Here is a 14,739-nt window from a genome sequence, read left to right as displayed (position 1 = left end):
TAAATACCGTATAATGGTGAGTTTTTAGGCGAAGGGGCCAGCAAACCCCAACAGGTGGTATAGATTGGATACAATTTACGTTCGCGGTGCCCGCACTCACAACCTCAAAAATATCGACCTGGACATCCCGCGCGATAAACTTGTGGTAGTCACGGGTCTGTCGGGCTCGGGCAAATCATCGCTGGCGTTTGATACGCTCTACGCCGAGGGCCAGCGGCGCTACGTTGAGTCGCTCTCTACCTACGCCCGGCAATTTCTGTCGATGATGGAAAAGCCCGATGTCGATCACGTTGAGGGGTTAAGCCCGGCCATCTCAATCGAACAAAAATCCACCTCACACAACCCGCGCTCTACCGTGGGCACAATTACCGAGATTTACGATTACCTGCGCCTGCTATACGCCCGCGTGGGTGAACCGCGCTGCCCGATACACGGCAAGCCCCTGGCGGCCCAAACCGTTAGCGAGATGGTGGACACCGTGCTCGCCATGCCCGAAGGCAGCAAGCTTATGCTGCTCGCCCCTATCGTGCGCGACCGCAAAGGTGAGCACTTACATACCCTGGAACATCTAAAACGCGAGGGGTTTATCCGTGCCCGCATCGACGGACTGCTGGTCGACTTAGACGATGCTCCCGCGCTGGACAAAAAGAAAAAACACACCATAGATGTGGTAATCGATCGTTTTAAAGTCCGCGACGACCTTAAAGTACGCTTAGCCGAATCGTTTGAAACCGCCCTAAACCTAGCGGAAGGATTGGCCGGAATCAGTGATATGGACGGCCAGCAAGAAGATCGTATTTTCTCGGCCAAACACGCTTGTCCAGTGTGTGATTACAGCTTAAGCGAGCTGGAGCCACGGCTGTTTTCGTTTAACAACCCCGCCGGCGCTTGCCCCACCTGCGACGGTTTAGGCCTCAAACAGTTTTTTGATGAGAGTAAGGTGGTGCTGTTCCCCGAGGCATCTCTGGCCCAAGGGGCTATTCGCGGTTGGGATAAACGCAATATCTACTACTTTCATATGCTTACCTCCATTGCCGAGCACTACGGCTTTGACGTCGACACCCCCTGGCAGGATCTGAGCAAAGAGCAACAACGTGCGGTGCTTGACGGCTCTGGCGATGACGTCATCGCATTCAACTATGTTAACGAACGCGGCGATGTCATTCAGCGCAAACACACCTTTGAGGGGGTCGTGCCCAACCTGGAAAGACGCTACCGCGACACCGAATCCTCTGCGGTGCGCGAGGAGCTGGCCAAGTTCCTCTCCACTCAACCGTGCCCTTCGTGCAAGGGCGCCCGGCTGCGACGTGAAGCACGCAATGTGTTTGTCGATGAGCGCACCCTGCCACAAATTACCGATATGCCGGTGGGCGAGGCACACCAGTACTTTGGCGCGCTCAGCTTTACCGGCTCGCGGGCGGGCATTGCCGACAAAATATTAAAAGAGCTGCGCGATCGTTTTAGCTTTTTGGTCGACGTCGGGCTTAACTACCTTACTCTAAACCGCAGTGCCGACACCCTGTCGGGCGGCGAGGCGCAGCGCATTCGCTTAGCCAGCCAAATCGGCGCGGGGCTCGTGGGGGTTATGTATATTTTGGATGAGCCCTCAATTGGCTTACATCAGCGCGACAACGAACGCTTGCTGGCAACCCTTACCCACCTGCGGGATTTAGGCAATACAGTGATTGTGGTCGAGCACGATGAAGATGCCATTCGTCTGGCCGACCACGTAATCGACATTGGCCCCGGCGCCGGGGTCCATGGCGGCGAGGTAATTGCGCAGGGGACGGTCGACGATATTATCGCGAGTGAAAAATCTCTTACGGGACAATACTTAAGCGGCAGTAAAGAAATCGCCATACCGGCCAAGCGCACACCGGTCGACCGCAATAAGATGCTCAAACTTTGTGGCGCCCGCGGCAACAACCTACAAAACGTTAACCTCGAACTGCCGGTGGGTTTGATGACCTGCGTCACAGGAGTATCCGGGTCGGGCAAATCCACGTTAATTAACGCCACGTTGCACCCGATAGCGGCGACGGAGCTAAACGGGGCCACCACGCTCAAACCAGCCCCTTACGATAGCATCGAGGGCATGAGCTTGTTCGATAAATGCGTCGATATCGATCAGAGCCCCATCGGCCGCACACCGCGCTCTAACCCGGCCACCTACACCGGTATTTTTACGCCGGCGCGCGAGCTGTTTGCCGGTACCCCCGAGGCCCGCTCGCGTGGCTACAAAGCCGGGCGCTTTAGCTTTAACGTCAAAGGTGGCCGCTGCGAGGCCTGCCAAGGCGACGGCGTCACCAAAGTCGAGATGCACTTTTTGCCGGACGTATTCGTGCCCTGCGACATCTGCAAGGGCAAGCGCTACAACCGCGAAACCCTAGAGGTGAAATACAAAGGCAAAAATATCCATGAGGTACTGGAGCTAACCGTCGAGGACGCCCGTGAATTCTTTGACGCCATCCCTGCCATTGCCAAAAAACTACAAACCCTGATGGATGTGGGCCTCTCGTACATCCGCCTCGGGCAAGCCGCCACTACGTTATCCGGCGGTGAAGCGCAGCGGGTTAAGCTGGCCAAGGAGCTGTCCAAACGCGATACCGGCCAGACGCTGTACATTCTGGATGAGCCCACCACCGGCCTGCACTTTTACGACATCCAACAACTGCTCACAGTGCTGCAGCGGCTGCGCGATCACGGCAACACCGTGGTGGTGATTGAGCACAACCTGGATGTGGTAAAAACCGCCGACTGGGTAATTGATTTGGGCCCCGAAGGCGGCAGCGGCGGCGGTCAAATCATCGCCAGCGGCACGCCCGAAGACATCACCAAAGTGAAAAAGTCCTACACCGGGCAGTTTTTGGCGCCAATGCTTAAGATTTCTCGCGAGCGGGCCAAAGCTCGCAACAGCTAGTCACAGGGGCCGCAGCGACCTTACCGTTTAGCGCTCGTGCGCATCTACTCCAGATGTACACGAGCTGGTATAATGCCGCCTCCTCCAATGCAGAGGCTTGTGTGCCGAATTGATTGGCGGCCAAAAGCTGTCGATAAAGGGTTGGTGGCACTTGCACGGGAAGGCACTTATCCGTACCTGGCTGACCTTTCAGCCGCCCCCGCTTGCAAGCAGCACCCACCCGGCCTCTGAAGATACCCTCTTAAAACCATAGGTAAAAGAATGGCTACATCAGACTCGACAATTATCTACACCAAGACCGACGAAGCCCCAGCGCTTGCCACCCAATCGTTACTGCCTATTATTGAGGCCTTTACGCAAGTTTCCGGCGTAGGTGTAGAGCTAAAAGACATCTCCCTAGCCGGCCGCATCATCGCCGCCTTTCCGGACTACCTGAAAGAAGAACAGCGCCAGGGCGATGCACTCGCCGAGCTGGGCGAGCTGGCCAAAAACCCCGAGGCCAACATCATCAAGCTGCCTAATATCAGCGCCTCGATCCCGCAATTAAAAGAAGCTATTAAAGAGTTGCAAGATAAAGGCTACGCCCTGCCCAACTACCCCGCCGAGCCGAGCACCGATGAAGAAAAAGACATCGCGAGCCGCTACGACAAAATCAAAGGCAGCGCGGTAAACCCCGTTCTGCGCGAGGGCAACTCTGACCGTCGCGCCCCGGCTTCGGTAAAAGCCTACGCCCGCAAAAACCCGCACTCGATGGGCGCTTGGTCTAAAGATTCCAAATCTCATGTAGCACACATGAGCGAAGGTGACTTTTTTGGTAGCGAAAAATCCGTCACCCTACCGGCCGCCACTACCGCCAAAATCGAGTTTGAAAAAGCCGATGGCAACAAACAGGTACTGAAAGAAGGCCTAGCCCTGCAAGCCGGTGAGATCGTCGACGCGGCCGTTATGAGCGCCAAATCACTGCGCGCCTTTTTGGCCGAAGCCATTAGCGACGCCAAAGAAAAAGACGTGCTCTTCTCTCTGCACATGAAAGCCACCATGATGAAGGTGTCTGACCCGATCATCTTCGGCCACGCTGTTACCGTATTTTTCAAAGATCTGTTTGAAAAATACAGCGCCGAGTTTAAAGAGCTGGGTGTGGACCCCACTTATGGCTTTGCCGATGTATTGACCAACATTCAAAAATTGCCCGCCGATAAGCGCGAAGCGATTGAAGCTGACATCAAGGCCGCTTACGCCGCTGGCCCCGAGATGGCTATGGTGAACTCGGACAAAGGCATCACCAACCTGCACGTGCCTAACGATGTGATCATCGACGCCTCTATGCCCGCCGCGATTCGCTCGTCTGGCAAGATGTGGGGACCGGCGGGCGACCTGCAAGACACTAAATACACCATTCCCGATCGCTGCTATGCCGGCGTCTACGCCGAAACAATTGAGTTCTGCAAAGAGCACGGCGCCTTCGACCCAACCACCATGGGCAGCGTGCCTAACGTTGGTCTAATGGCACAAAAGGCCGAAGAGTACGGCTCGCACGATAAAACCTTTGAAATGGCTGACAAAGGCACCGTGCGCATTATTGATGCCGACGGCAACACCTTACTCGAGCAGCCAGTAGAGCCGGGTGACTTGTTCCGCGCCTGCCAGGTAAAAGACGCGCCGATTAAAGATTGGGTTAAGTTAGCGGTTAATCGCGCCCGCGCCACTGGCAGCCCGGCGATTTTCTGGCTGGACGAAAACCGCGCCCACGACGCCGAGCTGATTAAAAAGGTTAACGCTTACCTGCCCGAGCACGACACCGACGGTCTGGACATCCGTATCCTAGCACCGGTAGAGGCAACGCGCGTTACTTTGCAACGGGCTAAAGACGGTGAAGACACCATCTCGGTCACCGGCAATGTATTGCGCGATTACCTCACCGACTTGTTCCCCATCTTAGAGCTGGGCACCAGCGCCAAGATGCTGTCTATTGTGCCCCTGATGAACGGCGGCGGCTTGTTTGAGACTGGCGCTGGCGGCTCAGCTCCCAAACACGTCGACCAATTTACCGAAGAGGGTCACCTGCGCTGGGATTCGCTGGGTGAGTTTTTGGCTCTGGCGGCCTCTCTTGAGCACTTTGGTCAAGTGAACAACAACCCCAAAGCTAAAATTTTGGGCGATGCTCTGGATAAAGCCACCGGCAAGTTCTTAGACACCAATAAGTCACCTTCGCGCAAGGTAGGTGAAATCGACAACCGCGGCAGTCATTTCTATTTGGCACTGTACTGGGCAGAAGCTTTGGCAGCACAAAGCGACGACAGCGATTTACAAGCGCGCTTCAGCAAAGTTGCCAATGAGATGGCCGCCAATGAGCAAGCCATTATCGGCGAGTTAAACGATGCTCAGGGCAGCCCGGTCGACATCGGTGGTTACTACCAAACGGACGACACCAAAGTTGCCGCCGCTATGCGCGCCAGCAGCACCTTGAACCAGATTATCAACGCACTGTAACCATTTTGTGTAACCGCGCTCAAGCGAGCGCATCTGGATCATGCCAAAAGCGACCTCAGTAATGAGGTCGCTTTTTTTATACCTCAGTCCTCTCATCGATTTATTCAATCATTCCCGCCTGCCGCGCCCGGTGTATTTCTAAAAGCTCAAGCGCTATTCTTAACCAGCAGATATACCTAAACAGGCGAAACCAAAAGAGGCTAAAGGAAACACTATGGGTTTATTAGTCGACGGGCAATGGCACGACAAATGGTACGACACAAAAGCATCCGGAGGTAAGTTTGTTCGCAGCGAGTCTCAGTATCGGCACTGGATTACAGCCGACGGCAGCGCCGGGCCTAGCGGTGAAGGCGGCTTTAAAGCCGAGGCTGGCCGCTATCACCTTTATGTCTCACTGGCCTGCCCTTGGGCCCATCGCACCCTAATTGTACGCACCCTCAAAGGCCTGGAAGACATGATCGAGGTATCGGTGGTCAACCCCTTGATGCGCGAGCACGGCTGGACGTTTGCCCCAGGCGATGACGTTACCGGCGATAGACTTTACCAATCGGGCTTTTTGCACGAACTCTACACCCGCGACAAGCCCGATTATAGCGGCCGGGTAACAGTCCCCGTATTGTGGGATAAACAACGCGAGTGCATTGTTAACAACGAGTCTGCCGATATCATCCGTATTTTAAGCACCGCCTTTGATCAGCTTGGTGCTCGCGAAGGCGACTTTTACCCCGACGCTTTGCGCGATCGTATCGACGAGATTAATACGCAGGTGTACCACAAGGTCAATAACGGGGTCTATAAGGCGGGCTTTGCGACCGAGCAAGCTGCCTATGAGGAAGCCGTAACAGAACTATTTACTACGCTTGACGAGCTGGAGCGACGTTTGGGCAAGCAGCGCTACTTAACCGGCAGTAAAATCACCGAGGCAGACTGGCGTTTGTTTACCACGTTAATACGGTTTGATGCGGTTTACCACGGTCACTTCAAGTGCAACCACAAACGCATCGTTGACTACCCCAACCTATGGGGCTTTACTCGCGAGCTATATCAGTGGCCCGGCGTTGCCGAGACGGTGAATTTTAACCACATCAAAGGTCACTACTATCGCAGCCACACAATGATCAACCCCACCGCGATTGTACCGACTGGGCCGCTGCTAGAGCTTAATACTGCCCACGGTCGAGACTTATAACCTTAAGCCGTGCAGAAGTCCCAGACACAAAAACGCAAAAAAGTCGGCAAGCCGACTTTTTTGCGTAATCCACGATAAAGCGAGTAGTAGTTACTCGGCTTCAGCCGCTTCTTCAACTGCACCTGTAACAGGGCGGTCCATCAGCTCAACATAAGCCATGGTTGCTTTGTCACCGGTACGCAGGCCACACTTAAGAATGCGCAGGTAACCACCTGGACGACTCTCAAAACGTGGACCCAACTCGGCAAACAGCTTACCAACAGCTTTAGGGTCGCGCAGACGGGCAAATGCCAAACGGCGATTTGCAACGCTGTCTTTCTTAGCCAAGGTGATCAAAGGCTCGGCAAAACGACGCAGCTCTTTGGCCTTAGGCAAGGTAGTCTTAATCAGTTCGTGCTCAACCAGTGACGCGGTCATATTGCGAAACATAGCTTTGCGATGTGAACTGTTACGATTCAGTTGACGGCCACTTTGACGATGACGCATGACGCTAAATCCTTCACTTATGATTGCTTCACAGCAATCGCGTTAGCCCGCGCTAGGCGCGGGACAGTCTATTAATCAGTCTTCGTTGCGCAGGCTAGCCGGAGGCCAGTTTTCCAAACGCATACCGAGCGAGAGGCCGCGAGAGGCCAATACATCTTTAATCTCGGTCAGAGACTTTTTACCCAGATTCGGGGTCTTCAACAGCTCAACTTCAGTGCGCTGAATCAGATCGCCGATGTAGTAGATATTTTCCGCTTTCAGGCAGTTTGCCGAACGTACAGTCAGCTCCAAATCATCTACCGGACGTAACAGAACAGGGTCAATCGCCTCTTCCTTTTCTTCCGGTTGCGACAATTTCTCGCCTTCCAGATCAACAAACACCGCCAACTGCTGCTGCAAGATAGTAGCCGCACGACGGATGGCCTCTTCTGGATCAATGGTACCGTTGGTCTCAAGATCCAAAATCAACTTATCCAAGTCGGTGCGCTGCTCAACACGAGCGCTTTCCACGCTGTAAGCAACACGACGAACCGGGCTATAGGACGCATCCAACTGGAGGCGGCCAATAGCGCGACTTTCGTCTTCTTCTTGGCGACGCGCATCAGCAGGCTGATAACCGCGGCCACGGGCAACCGTCAAACGCATGGTCAAAGTGGTGTCGCCGGTAATATTGGCAATCACGTGGTCGGGGTTTTTTACCTCGATGTCGTGATCAACCTGGATATCACCCGCAGTCACAACACCTGGACCTTTTTTGGTCAGCGTCAGTACGGCTTGATCTTTACCGTGCATTACCACGGCAACGCCTTTGAGGTTCAGCAGGATCTCGATGACGTCCTCACGGACCCCTTCGATATCACTATACTCGTGCAGCACACCATCGATTTCTACTTCAGTAACGGCACAACCGGCCATTGACGAAAGCAAAATACGACGCAGCGCATTGCCCAAAGTATGTCCAAAACCACGCTCCAGCGGTTCCAGCACAACTCGAGCGTGAGTTGGGCTGTTTTCGGTAACGTCGATATGACGCGGAGTCAAAAATTCGTTTACTGCAGTCTGCATAGCCACACCTGTTAACGGTTAATCCCTTACTTGGAGTAAAGCTCTACGATAAGGTTTTCGTTGATTTCAGCCGGCAAGTCGCTGCGATCAGGAATGCGCTTATAAGTGCCTTCCTTTTTGTCAGCGTTAACTTCAACCCATTCAACATCAGCGCGCTGACCTGACAAGGTCAAAGCGTTCTGAATGCGAAGCTGGTTTTTAGCCTTTTCGCGAACCGCAACAACATCACCTTCCGCTACTTGATAAGAAGCGATGTTAACGGTTTGGCCGTTAACAGTGATGCCTTTGTGAGATACCAACTGACGAGATTCTGCGCGAGTTGCGCCAAAGCCCATGCGGTAAACCACGTTATCCAAGCGACATTCCAGCAACTTCAGCAGGTTCTCACCTGTCGCGCCTTTGCGACGGGCGGCTTCTTTGTAGTAGCCACGGAACTGCTTTTCCAGAACGCCATAGGTGCGACGTACTTTTTGTTTCTCGCGCAACTGGATGCCGTAATCAGACAGGCGACCGCGACGCTGACCGTGCTGGCCAGGAGCAGCTTCCAGTTTACACTTTGAGTCCAGCGCGCGTGCACCACTCTTCAGAAAGAGGTCGGTACCTTCGCGACGGGACAGCTTACAAGTTGGTCCAATATAACGTGCCATTAGTTTGCCCCCTTACACTCGACGTTTTTTCGGCGGACGACAGCCATTGTGTGGTATCGGCGTCACGTCTGTGATGTTGGTAATTTTGTAACCAACGTTATTCAGGGCGCGCACGGCAGACTCGCGGCCGGGCCCTGGGCCTTTTACTTCCACGTCAAGGTTCTTCAAGCCGTACTCTTTGGCGGCTTCACCAGCGCGCTCTGCTGCTACCTGAGCGGCGAACGGGGTGCTTTTACGTGAACCGCGGAAACCTGAGCCACCTGAAGTTGCCCAAGTCAGGGTATTACCCTGGCGGTCGGTGATCGTAACGATCGTGTTATTAAAAGAGGCGTGGATGTGTGCAACACCATCCGCAACCTGCTTTTTGACCTTCTTTTTGGTCGTAGCTTTATTACCTGGCTTGGCCATAGCAATTCTCTTCCTAACTGTTGTTACCGTACTTGAATGTGAGCGAAAACCAGCGAATTAACGCTTAATTGGCTTACGCGGACCTTTGCGGGTACGTGCGTTAGTCTTAGTACGCTGACCACGGAGCGGCAGACTACGACGGTGGCGCAAGCCACGGTAGCATCCCAAATCCATCAGACGTTTAATGTTCATAGACACAACACGACGCAGGTCACCTTCTACGGTGAACTTGCCCAACTCATTACGGATCTGATCTACCTGTTCTTCGCTCAGCGAGCCAATTTTGGTATCTTCCGCAATGCCTGTAGCAGCACAGATCTGCTTGGCAGTGGTCCGGCCTACCCCATAGATATAAGTCAGGGATATAACCGCGTGTTTATGGTCTGGTATGTTTACACCAGCAATACGGGCCATTCAAATTACTCCAGTAACTCTAAAATTGCAGCGTTGACGTGAATTCACACCACCCCGACGCACCATGCTAAAAAGGCGCGCAAGGATAGCGGCAAAAACACAAAAAAGCAATAGCCTGGCGATTTCTCACCAGACGACAGTCAACGCCCCCTATTGTGCAAGCCAGCCGATAGTACTCGTTAGTTTATTCAGCTGACAGAAAAGGCGGCATAGTATGCCACCTTTTCTGGCCAATCGGCAACCAAAAAGGCCGCCAGATTGTCTTGCTTAGCCTTGACGCTGCTTGTGGCGTGGCTCGGCGTTGCAGATTACCCGCAAAACACCGTTACGACGTACCATTTTGCAGTTGCGGCAAATCTTTTTAACAGAAGCACGAACTTTCATGATCCTACCCTTAAATCCGGGATTAGCGAGCGTTGCCGCTGCCGTATCCCTTTAAGTTTGATTTCTTCATCAGTGATTCATACTGATGGGACATCAAGTGAGACTGAACCTGGGACATAAAGTCCATCACTACCACTACTACAATGAGTAGCGAAGTGCCGCCGAGGTAGAAAGGCACATTAAAGGCCACTACCAAGAACTGAGGCATCAAACACACTACCGACATATAGATGGCGCCCACCACGGTTAACCGCGTTAGAACACTATCGATATACTTGGCCGATTGCTCGCCGGGACGAATCCCCGGAATATACGCACCTGATTTTTTCAGGTTGTCCGCCACCTCTTTTGGGTTAAACATCAACGCCGTGTAAAAGAAGCAGAAGAACGCAATCAAGCCGGTGAACAAAATAATATTCAAAGGCTGGCCTGGGCCAATCGCCAAGGCAAAGTCTTGCAAGAAATTACTCACAACCCCTTCGCCACCCTCGCCGAACCACTGCGCAATAGACGCTGGGAACAACAAAATCGAGCTGGCAAAAATAGCCGGAATAACACCCGCCATATTAATCTTGAGCGGTAAGTGACTTGTCTGAGCCGCGTAGGCCTGACGACCCTGCTGACGCTTAGCATAGTTCACTGTGATACGACGCTGACCGCGCTCGATCCGGACAATCGCCCAAATCACCGCCATCGCAACTACCGCAATAATCAGCAACATCAATATGTGCAAGTCACCTTGGCGCGCACTTTCAAAGGCAGAGCCAATCGCCGACGGGAAGCCCGCAACGATACCGGCGAAGATCAGCATGGAAATACCATTACCAATACCGCGCTCGGTCACCTGTTCACCCAGCCACATCATAAAGACGGCGCCGGTAACCAGTGAGGTTACTGCAATAAAGTAAAACGCAAAGCTCGGCTCACCACCGTAGGCAAAACCAGAAAAGCTCACCGCCATTGCCATTGCCTGAACAGCGGCAAGAACCACGGTTAGGTAGCGAGTGTACTGATTAATCTTACGACGCCCGGCATCACCTTCTTTTTTCAGCTGCTCCAACGAAGGAGTCACCGCGGTCATCAACTGCATGATGATCGACGCTGAAATGTAAGGAAAGATACCCAGTGCAAGAATACTCATACGCTCAAGAGCACCGCCCGAGAACATATTAAACATGCCAAGCACCGTTCCCTGATTCTGATTAAACAGATCGGCAATTCGCTCTGGGTCGAGACCCGGAACAGGGATGTGGGTACCGATACGGTAAACCACGATTGCCAAAAACAGAAAACGAAGGCGAGCCCAAAGCTCGCCCAATCCTTTTTGATTTGCTAGCGGCTGATTACCGGGAGTTGCCATTGGCACCTCTTACTCTTCGACTTTACCGCCGGCTGCTTCAATGGCAGCTTTGGCGCCTTTTGTTACAGCAATACCCTTAACCGTAACGGCTTTTTTCACTTCGCCTGAAGCAAAGATCTTGGCACGCTTGATGTGCGAACCGATCACGTCGGCCTGCTTCAAAGTTTCCAGATCCACTACTTCGCCTTCAATCAGGTTCAGCTCATTCAAGCGCACTTCCGCAGTAACGCGACCGATGCGAGAGCTAAAGCCGTATTTCGGCAAGCGTTTTTGCAAAGGCATTTGACCGCCTTCAAAGCCCGGAGCAACACTGCCACCAGAGCGTGATTTAAGACCTTTGTGGCCTCGGCCTGCGGTCTTACCCAGACCACTACCGATACCACGGCCAACACGCTTCTTGCTATGGGTGCTACCAGGTGCGGGACTCAGCGTATTAAGACGCATGTTATTCTCCCTCTACCTTAATCAGATAGTTCACAGTGTTAATCATGCCACGTGTAGATGGCGTATCTTCAACCTCTACAGTGTGACCGATGCGACGCAGTCCTAAACCAGTAACACAAGCCCGATGATTCTTCAGTCGGCCTGCGGAACTCTTTAACTGAGTCACTTTAATCATTTTCTTAGCCATGCTCGTATACCGCTGTCTAGTAATCGGACAATGCCAATTAGTTCAGAATATCTTCTACGCTCTTACCGCGCTTGGCAGCCACAGACTCCGGAGAGGCCATTGACTTGAGCGCCTGGAACGTAGCGCGAACCACGTTTACAGGATTGGTAGAACCGTAGCACTTAGCCAGAACGTTCTGTACACCGGCAATTTCAAGTACTGAACGCATCGCACCACCGGCAATAACACCGGTACCTTGAGAAGCTGGCTGCATGTAAACCTTAGAGGCGCCGTGGCGACCTTTTGTGGCGTACTGCAGTGTATCACCGTTTAGATCTACAGAGATCATATTACGACGAGCCGCTTCCATAGCTTTTTGAATAGCTACTGGCACTTCGCGCGCTTTACCGCGACCAAAGCCGACCTTACCGTTACCATCACCAACAACAGTCAGCGCGGTGAAGGCAAAGATACGGCCACCTTTAACAGTTTTGGCAACACGATTGACCTGAACCAGTTTTTCCTGGAAGCCTTCGTTGTTGCTGTCATCTTTCTTAGTAAAAGCCATGTCTTTACCCTTAGAATTCCAAACCAGCTTCACGCGCGGCATCGGCTAATGCCTTTACGCGACCGTGATATTTGAAACCGCTACGATCAAAGGCCACTTGGCTGATACCAGCGGCTTTAGCCCGCTCGGCGATCAACTCACCAACGGCCTTAGCGGCTTCTGCGTTACCGGTTTTACCGCTACGCAGTGACTTGTCCAGTGTAGACGCACTTGCCAGAACACTCGCGCCATCTTGCGCGATGATCTGCGCATATATGTGACGTGGGGTGCGATACACGCTTAAACGGTTAGCACCCAACTCACGAATCTTGGCACGGGCACGGCGCGCACGGCGAAGACGAGATTGCTTCTTATCGCTCATAACCTAGCCCTTACTTCTTCTTAGCTTCTTTACGACGTACTTGCTCGTCGGCAAAACGTACACCTTTACCTTTATAAGGCTCTGGTGGACGCAGGCTGCGCATTTCGGCAGCGACCTGACCGAGCAGCTGCTTATCAGCGCTCTTAAGTACGATATCGGTCTGGCTTGGAGTTTCCACTGTTACACCCTCTGGAAGGGTGAAGTTAACAGGGTTAGAGAAACCCAAAGACAGGTTTACAGTTTTGCCTTCAGCTTTGGCACGATAACCAACACCGACTAACTGCAGCTTCTTCTCGAAGCCTTCAGTTACGCCGTGCATCATGTTACCGACTAAGGCACGCATAGTGCCCGCCAATGCGATGGACTGCTTGGCACCGTCACGGGCGACGAAGCGCAGAACGTTTTCGTCCTGTTTCACTTCAACTTGCTCGTGAATTGTCAGCGCCAACGTGCCTTTGCTGCCTTTTAAGCTAAGGTCTTGCCCGTTCAGGGTGACATTAACTGCAGCAGGCACTTCAACCGGACTGTTTGCAACTCGTGACATGATTCTTCCCGTTAGAATACTGTGCAGAGGACTTCGCCACCAACGCCAGCGGCGCGGGCAGCACGATCAGTCATAACACCTTTACTTGTCGAAACGATGGCAACACCTAAGCCGTTACGAACACTCGGCAGCTCAGTTTTACCAGCGTAATTGCGCAAGCCTGGACGACTAACGCGAACAAGTTCAGCGATAACCGGCTTGCCTTCAAAATACTTCAGGTCAATCGTCAGGTCGGCTTTTGGGCCTTCGCTAACGGTGTGACCAGTAACGTAACCTTCGTCTTCCAACACTTTGGCAACACTTACCTTAAGCTTGGAAGATGGCATGGTAACGTCAGTCTTACCAACTTGCAGCGCATTACGAATGCGGGTCAGCATATCTGCTAACGGATCTTGCATACTCATCTGAATCTGCTCCTATATATGGGCCTGAGCTTACCAGCTCGACTTAACCAGACCCGGGACATCACCGCGCATAGCTGCTTCGCGCAACTTATGACGGCAAAGACCAAACTTACGATAAACGCCGTGTGGGCGACCAGTTACACGACAGCGGTTACGCTGGCGAGCTGGACTGCTATCACGTGGCAGTTTCTGCAGTTTAGCTTCCGCTTCCCACACTTGCTCTTCAGATGAAGCAGGGCTGGAAATAATCGCCTTCAGCTCAGCACGTTGTGCGCTGTACTTCTCGACCAGACGAGCACGTTTTGCTTCGCGCGCAATCATTGATTTTTTAGCCATGTCTCTACCCTTAGCCTTTGAACGGGAAGTTAAACGCTTTTAACAAAGCGCGACCTTCATCGTCGTTACGTGCTGATGTGGTGATACAAATATCCAAACCGCGCAGCTTATCGACTTTATCGTAGTCGATCTCCGGGAAGATGATTTGCTCAGTCACACCCATAGAGAAGTTACCACGACCGTCAAACTGCTTAGGGCTGATACCGCGAAAATCGCGAATACGTGGAATCGAGATAGCAATCAAACGATCCAGGAATTCGTACATGCGATCTTGACGCAAGGTTACCTTACAACCGATCGGCCAGCCGTCACGGATTTTAAAGCCGGCAATAGACTTGCGCGCTTTAGTTACCACAACTTTTTGACCTGCGATCTTTTCCAGATCGACAACGGCGTTCTCAAGAACCTTTTTATCGCCCGTAGCTTCACCAACACCCATGTTAATGGTGATTTTGGTGATGCGTGGCACTTCCATTACATTAGCCAGCCCCAACTCTTCTTTCAGTTTGGGAGCGAGCTCTTTGCTGTATATCTCTTTAAGCCTAGCCATGTC

At 52.7% G+C, this 14,739-nt stretch carries 18 protein-coding genes; 3 read left to right on the top strand and 15 right to left on the bottom strand.

The features are described 5' to 3' along the window. The first annotated feature begins 64 nt into the window (after positions 1-64). The 3 genes from uvrA (at position 65) to ACGHAD_RS03125 (ending at position 6,599) form a co-directional block, all read left to right on the top strand. Positions 65-2,920, top strand: a complete 2,856-nt coding sequence (gene uvrA, locus ACGHAD_RS03135; protein ID WP_382417443.1) for an excinuclease ABC subunit UvrA — start codon at positions 65-67, stop codon at positions 2,918-2,920. 261 nt (positions 2,921-3,181) lie between these two features. Further along, positions 3,182-5,410, top strand: a complete 2,229-nt coding sequence (locus ACGHAD_RS03130) for an NADP-dependent isocitrate dehydrogenase (protein WP_382417441.1) — start codon at positions 3,182-3,184, stop codon at positions 5,408-5,410. A 214-nt stretch (positions 5,411-5,624) separates the two neighbouring features. Beyond that, the gene (locus tag ACGHAD_RS03125) at positions 5,625-6,599 is read left to right on the top strand and encodes a glutathione S-transferase family protein (RefSeq protein ID WP_382417439.1); all 975 of its coding nucleotides are present in this window, start codon (positions 5,625-5,627) and stop codon (positions 6,597-6,599) included. A gap of 90 nt (positions 6,600-6,689) precedes the next feature. Here the strand turns inward: ACGHAD_RS03125 and rplQ are convergent, their stop codons facing one another. The 15 genes from rplQ to rplE form a co-directional block, all read right to left on the bottom strand. Then, positions 6,690-7,085: a 50S ribosomal protein L17 gene (gene rplQ, locus ACGHAD_RS03120; protein WP_339617657.1), complete on the bottom strand. Its 396-nt coding sequence runs from the start codon at positions 7,083-7,085 to the stop codon at positions 6,690-6,692. A gap of 75 nt (positions 7,086-7,160) precedes the next feature. Further along, entirely contained in the window at positions 7,161-8,150 is a 990-nt protein-coding gene (locus ACGHAD_RS03115) for a DNA-directed RNA polymerase subunit alpha (RefSeq protein WP_382417437.1), read from the bottom strand. Between the two features lie 26 nt (positions 8,151-8,176). Beyond that, the gene (rpsD, locus tag ACGHAD_RS03110; RefSeq protein ID WP_382417435.1) at positions 8,177-8,797 is read right to left on the bottom strand and encodes a 30S ribosomal protein S4; all 621 of its coding nucleotides are present in this window, start codon (positions 8,795-8,797) and stop codon (positions 8,177-8,179) included. A gap of 12 nt (positions 8,798-8,809) precedes the next feature. Then, a complete protein-coding gene (rpsK, locus tag ACGHAD_RS03105; protein WP_041522392.1) occupies positions 8,810-9,205 on the bottom strand; it encodes a 30S ribosomal protein S11 in 396 nt (131 codons plus the stop codon). A 57-nt stretch (positions 9,206-9,262) separates the two neighbouring features. Continuing rightward, positions 9,263-9,619: a 30S ribosomal protein S13 gene (rpsM, locus tag ACGHAD_RS03100; protein ID WP_041522391.1), complete on the bottom strand. Its 357-nt coding sequence runs from the start codon at positions 9,617-9,619 to the stop codon at positions 9,263-9,265. 267 nt (positions 9,620-9,886) lie between these two features. Then, positions 9,887-10,003: a 50S ribosomal protein L36 gene (rpmJ, locus tag ACGHAD_RS03095; protein WP_020210089.1), complete on the bottom strand. Its 117-nt coding sequence runs from the start codon at positions 10,001-10,003 to the stop codon at positions 9,887-9,889. A 22-nt stretch (positions 10,004-10,025) separates the two neighbouring features. Beyond that, positions 10,026-11,363: a preprotein translocase subunit SecY gene (secY, locus tag ACGHAD_RS03090; RefSeq protein WP_339617656.1), complete on the bottom strand. Its 1,338-nt coding sequence runs from the start codon at positions 11,361-11,363 to the stop codon at positions 10,026-10,028. Between the two features lie 9 nt (positions 11,364-11,372). Continuing rightward, positions 11,373-11,807, bottom strand: a complete 435-nt coding sequence (rplO, locus tag ACGHAD_RS03085) for a 50S ribosomal protein L15 (protein ID WP_339617655.1) — start codon at positions 11,805-11,807, stop codon at positions 11,373-11,375. 1 nt (position 11,808) lies between these two features. Then, the gene (rpmD, locus tag ACGHAD_RS03080) at positions 11,809-11,994 is read right to left on the bottom strand and encodes a 50S ribosomal protein L30 (RefSeq protein ID WP_339617654.1); all 186 of its coding nucleotides are present in this window, start codon (positions 11,992-11,994) and stop codon (positions 11,809-11,811) included. A gap of 37 nt (positions 11,995-12,031) precedes the next feature. Further along, positions 12,032-12,541 carry a 30S ribosomal protein S5 gene (rpsE, locus tag ACGHAD_RS03075; RefSeq protein ID WP_041522387.1) on the bottom strand — a complete coding sequence of 170 codons (510 nt, stop codon included), beginning with the start codon at positions 12,539-12,541 and terminating at the stop codon, positions 12,032-12,034. Between the two features lie 10 nt (positions 12,542-12,551). Beyond that, a complete protein-coding gene (rplR, locus tag ACGHAD_RS03070) occupies positions 12,552-12,902 on the bottom strand; it encodes a 50S ribosomal protein L18 (protein ID WP_339617653.1) in 351 nt (116 codons plus the stop codon). Positions 12,903-12,912: 10 nt separating this feature from the next. Then, entirely contained in the window at positions 12,913-13,446 is a 534-nt protein-coding gene (rplF, locus tag ACGHAD_RS03065; RefSeq protein WP_339617652.1) for a 50S ribosomal protein L6, read from the bottom strand. An 11-nt stretch (positions 13,447-13,457) separates the two neighbouring features. Beyond that, positions 13,458-13,850 carry a 30S ribosomal protein S8 gene (gene rpsH, locus ACGHAD_RS03060; RefSeq protein ID WP_339617651.1) on the bottom strand — a complete coding sequence of 131 codons (393 nt, stop codon included), beginning with the start codon at positions 13,848-13,850 and terminating at the stop codon, positions 13,458-13,460. Positions 13,851-13,880: 30 nt separating this feature from the next. After that, positions 13,881-14,186, bottom strand: coding sequence for a 30S ribosomal protein S14 (gene rpsN, locus ACGHAD_RS03055; RefSeq protein WP_339617650.1), 306 nt, complete (start codon positions 14,184-14,186; stop codon positions 13,881-13,883). 10 nt (positions 14,187-14,196) lie between these two features. Continuing rightward, the gene (gene rplE / locus ACGHAD_RS03050) at positions 14,197-14,736 is read right to left on the bottom strand and encodes a 50S ribosomal protein L5 (protein ID WP_339617649.1); all 540 of its coding nucleotides are present in this window, start codon (positions 14,734-14,736) and stop codon (positions 14,197-14,199) included. Between the last annotated feature and the right edge of the window lie 3 nt (positions 14,737-14,739).

This window comes from Gilvimarinus japonicus, from assembly GCF_042847215.1.
In the GTDB taxonomy this organism is placed as follows: Bacteria; Pseudomonadota; Gammaproteobacteria; order Pseudomonadales; family Cellvibrionaceae; genus Gilvimarinus; species Gilvimarinus japonicus.
The sequence above is the reverse complement of the archived record's forward strand: the minus strand, read 5'-3'. Positions and strand labels throughout refer to the sequence as shown.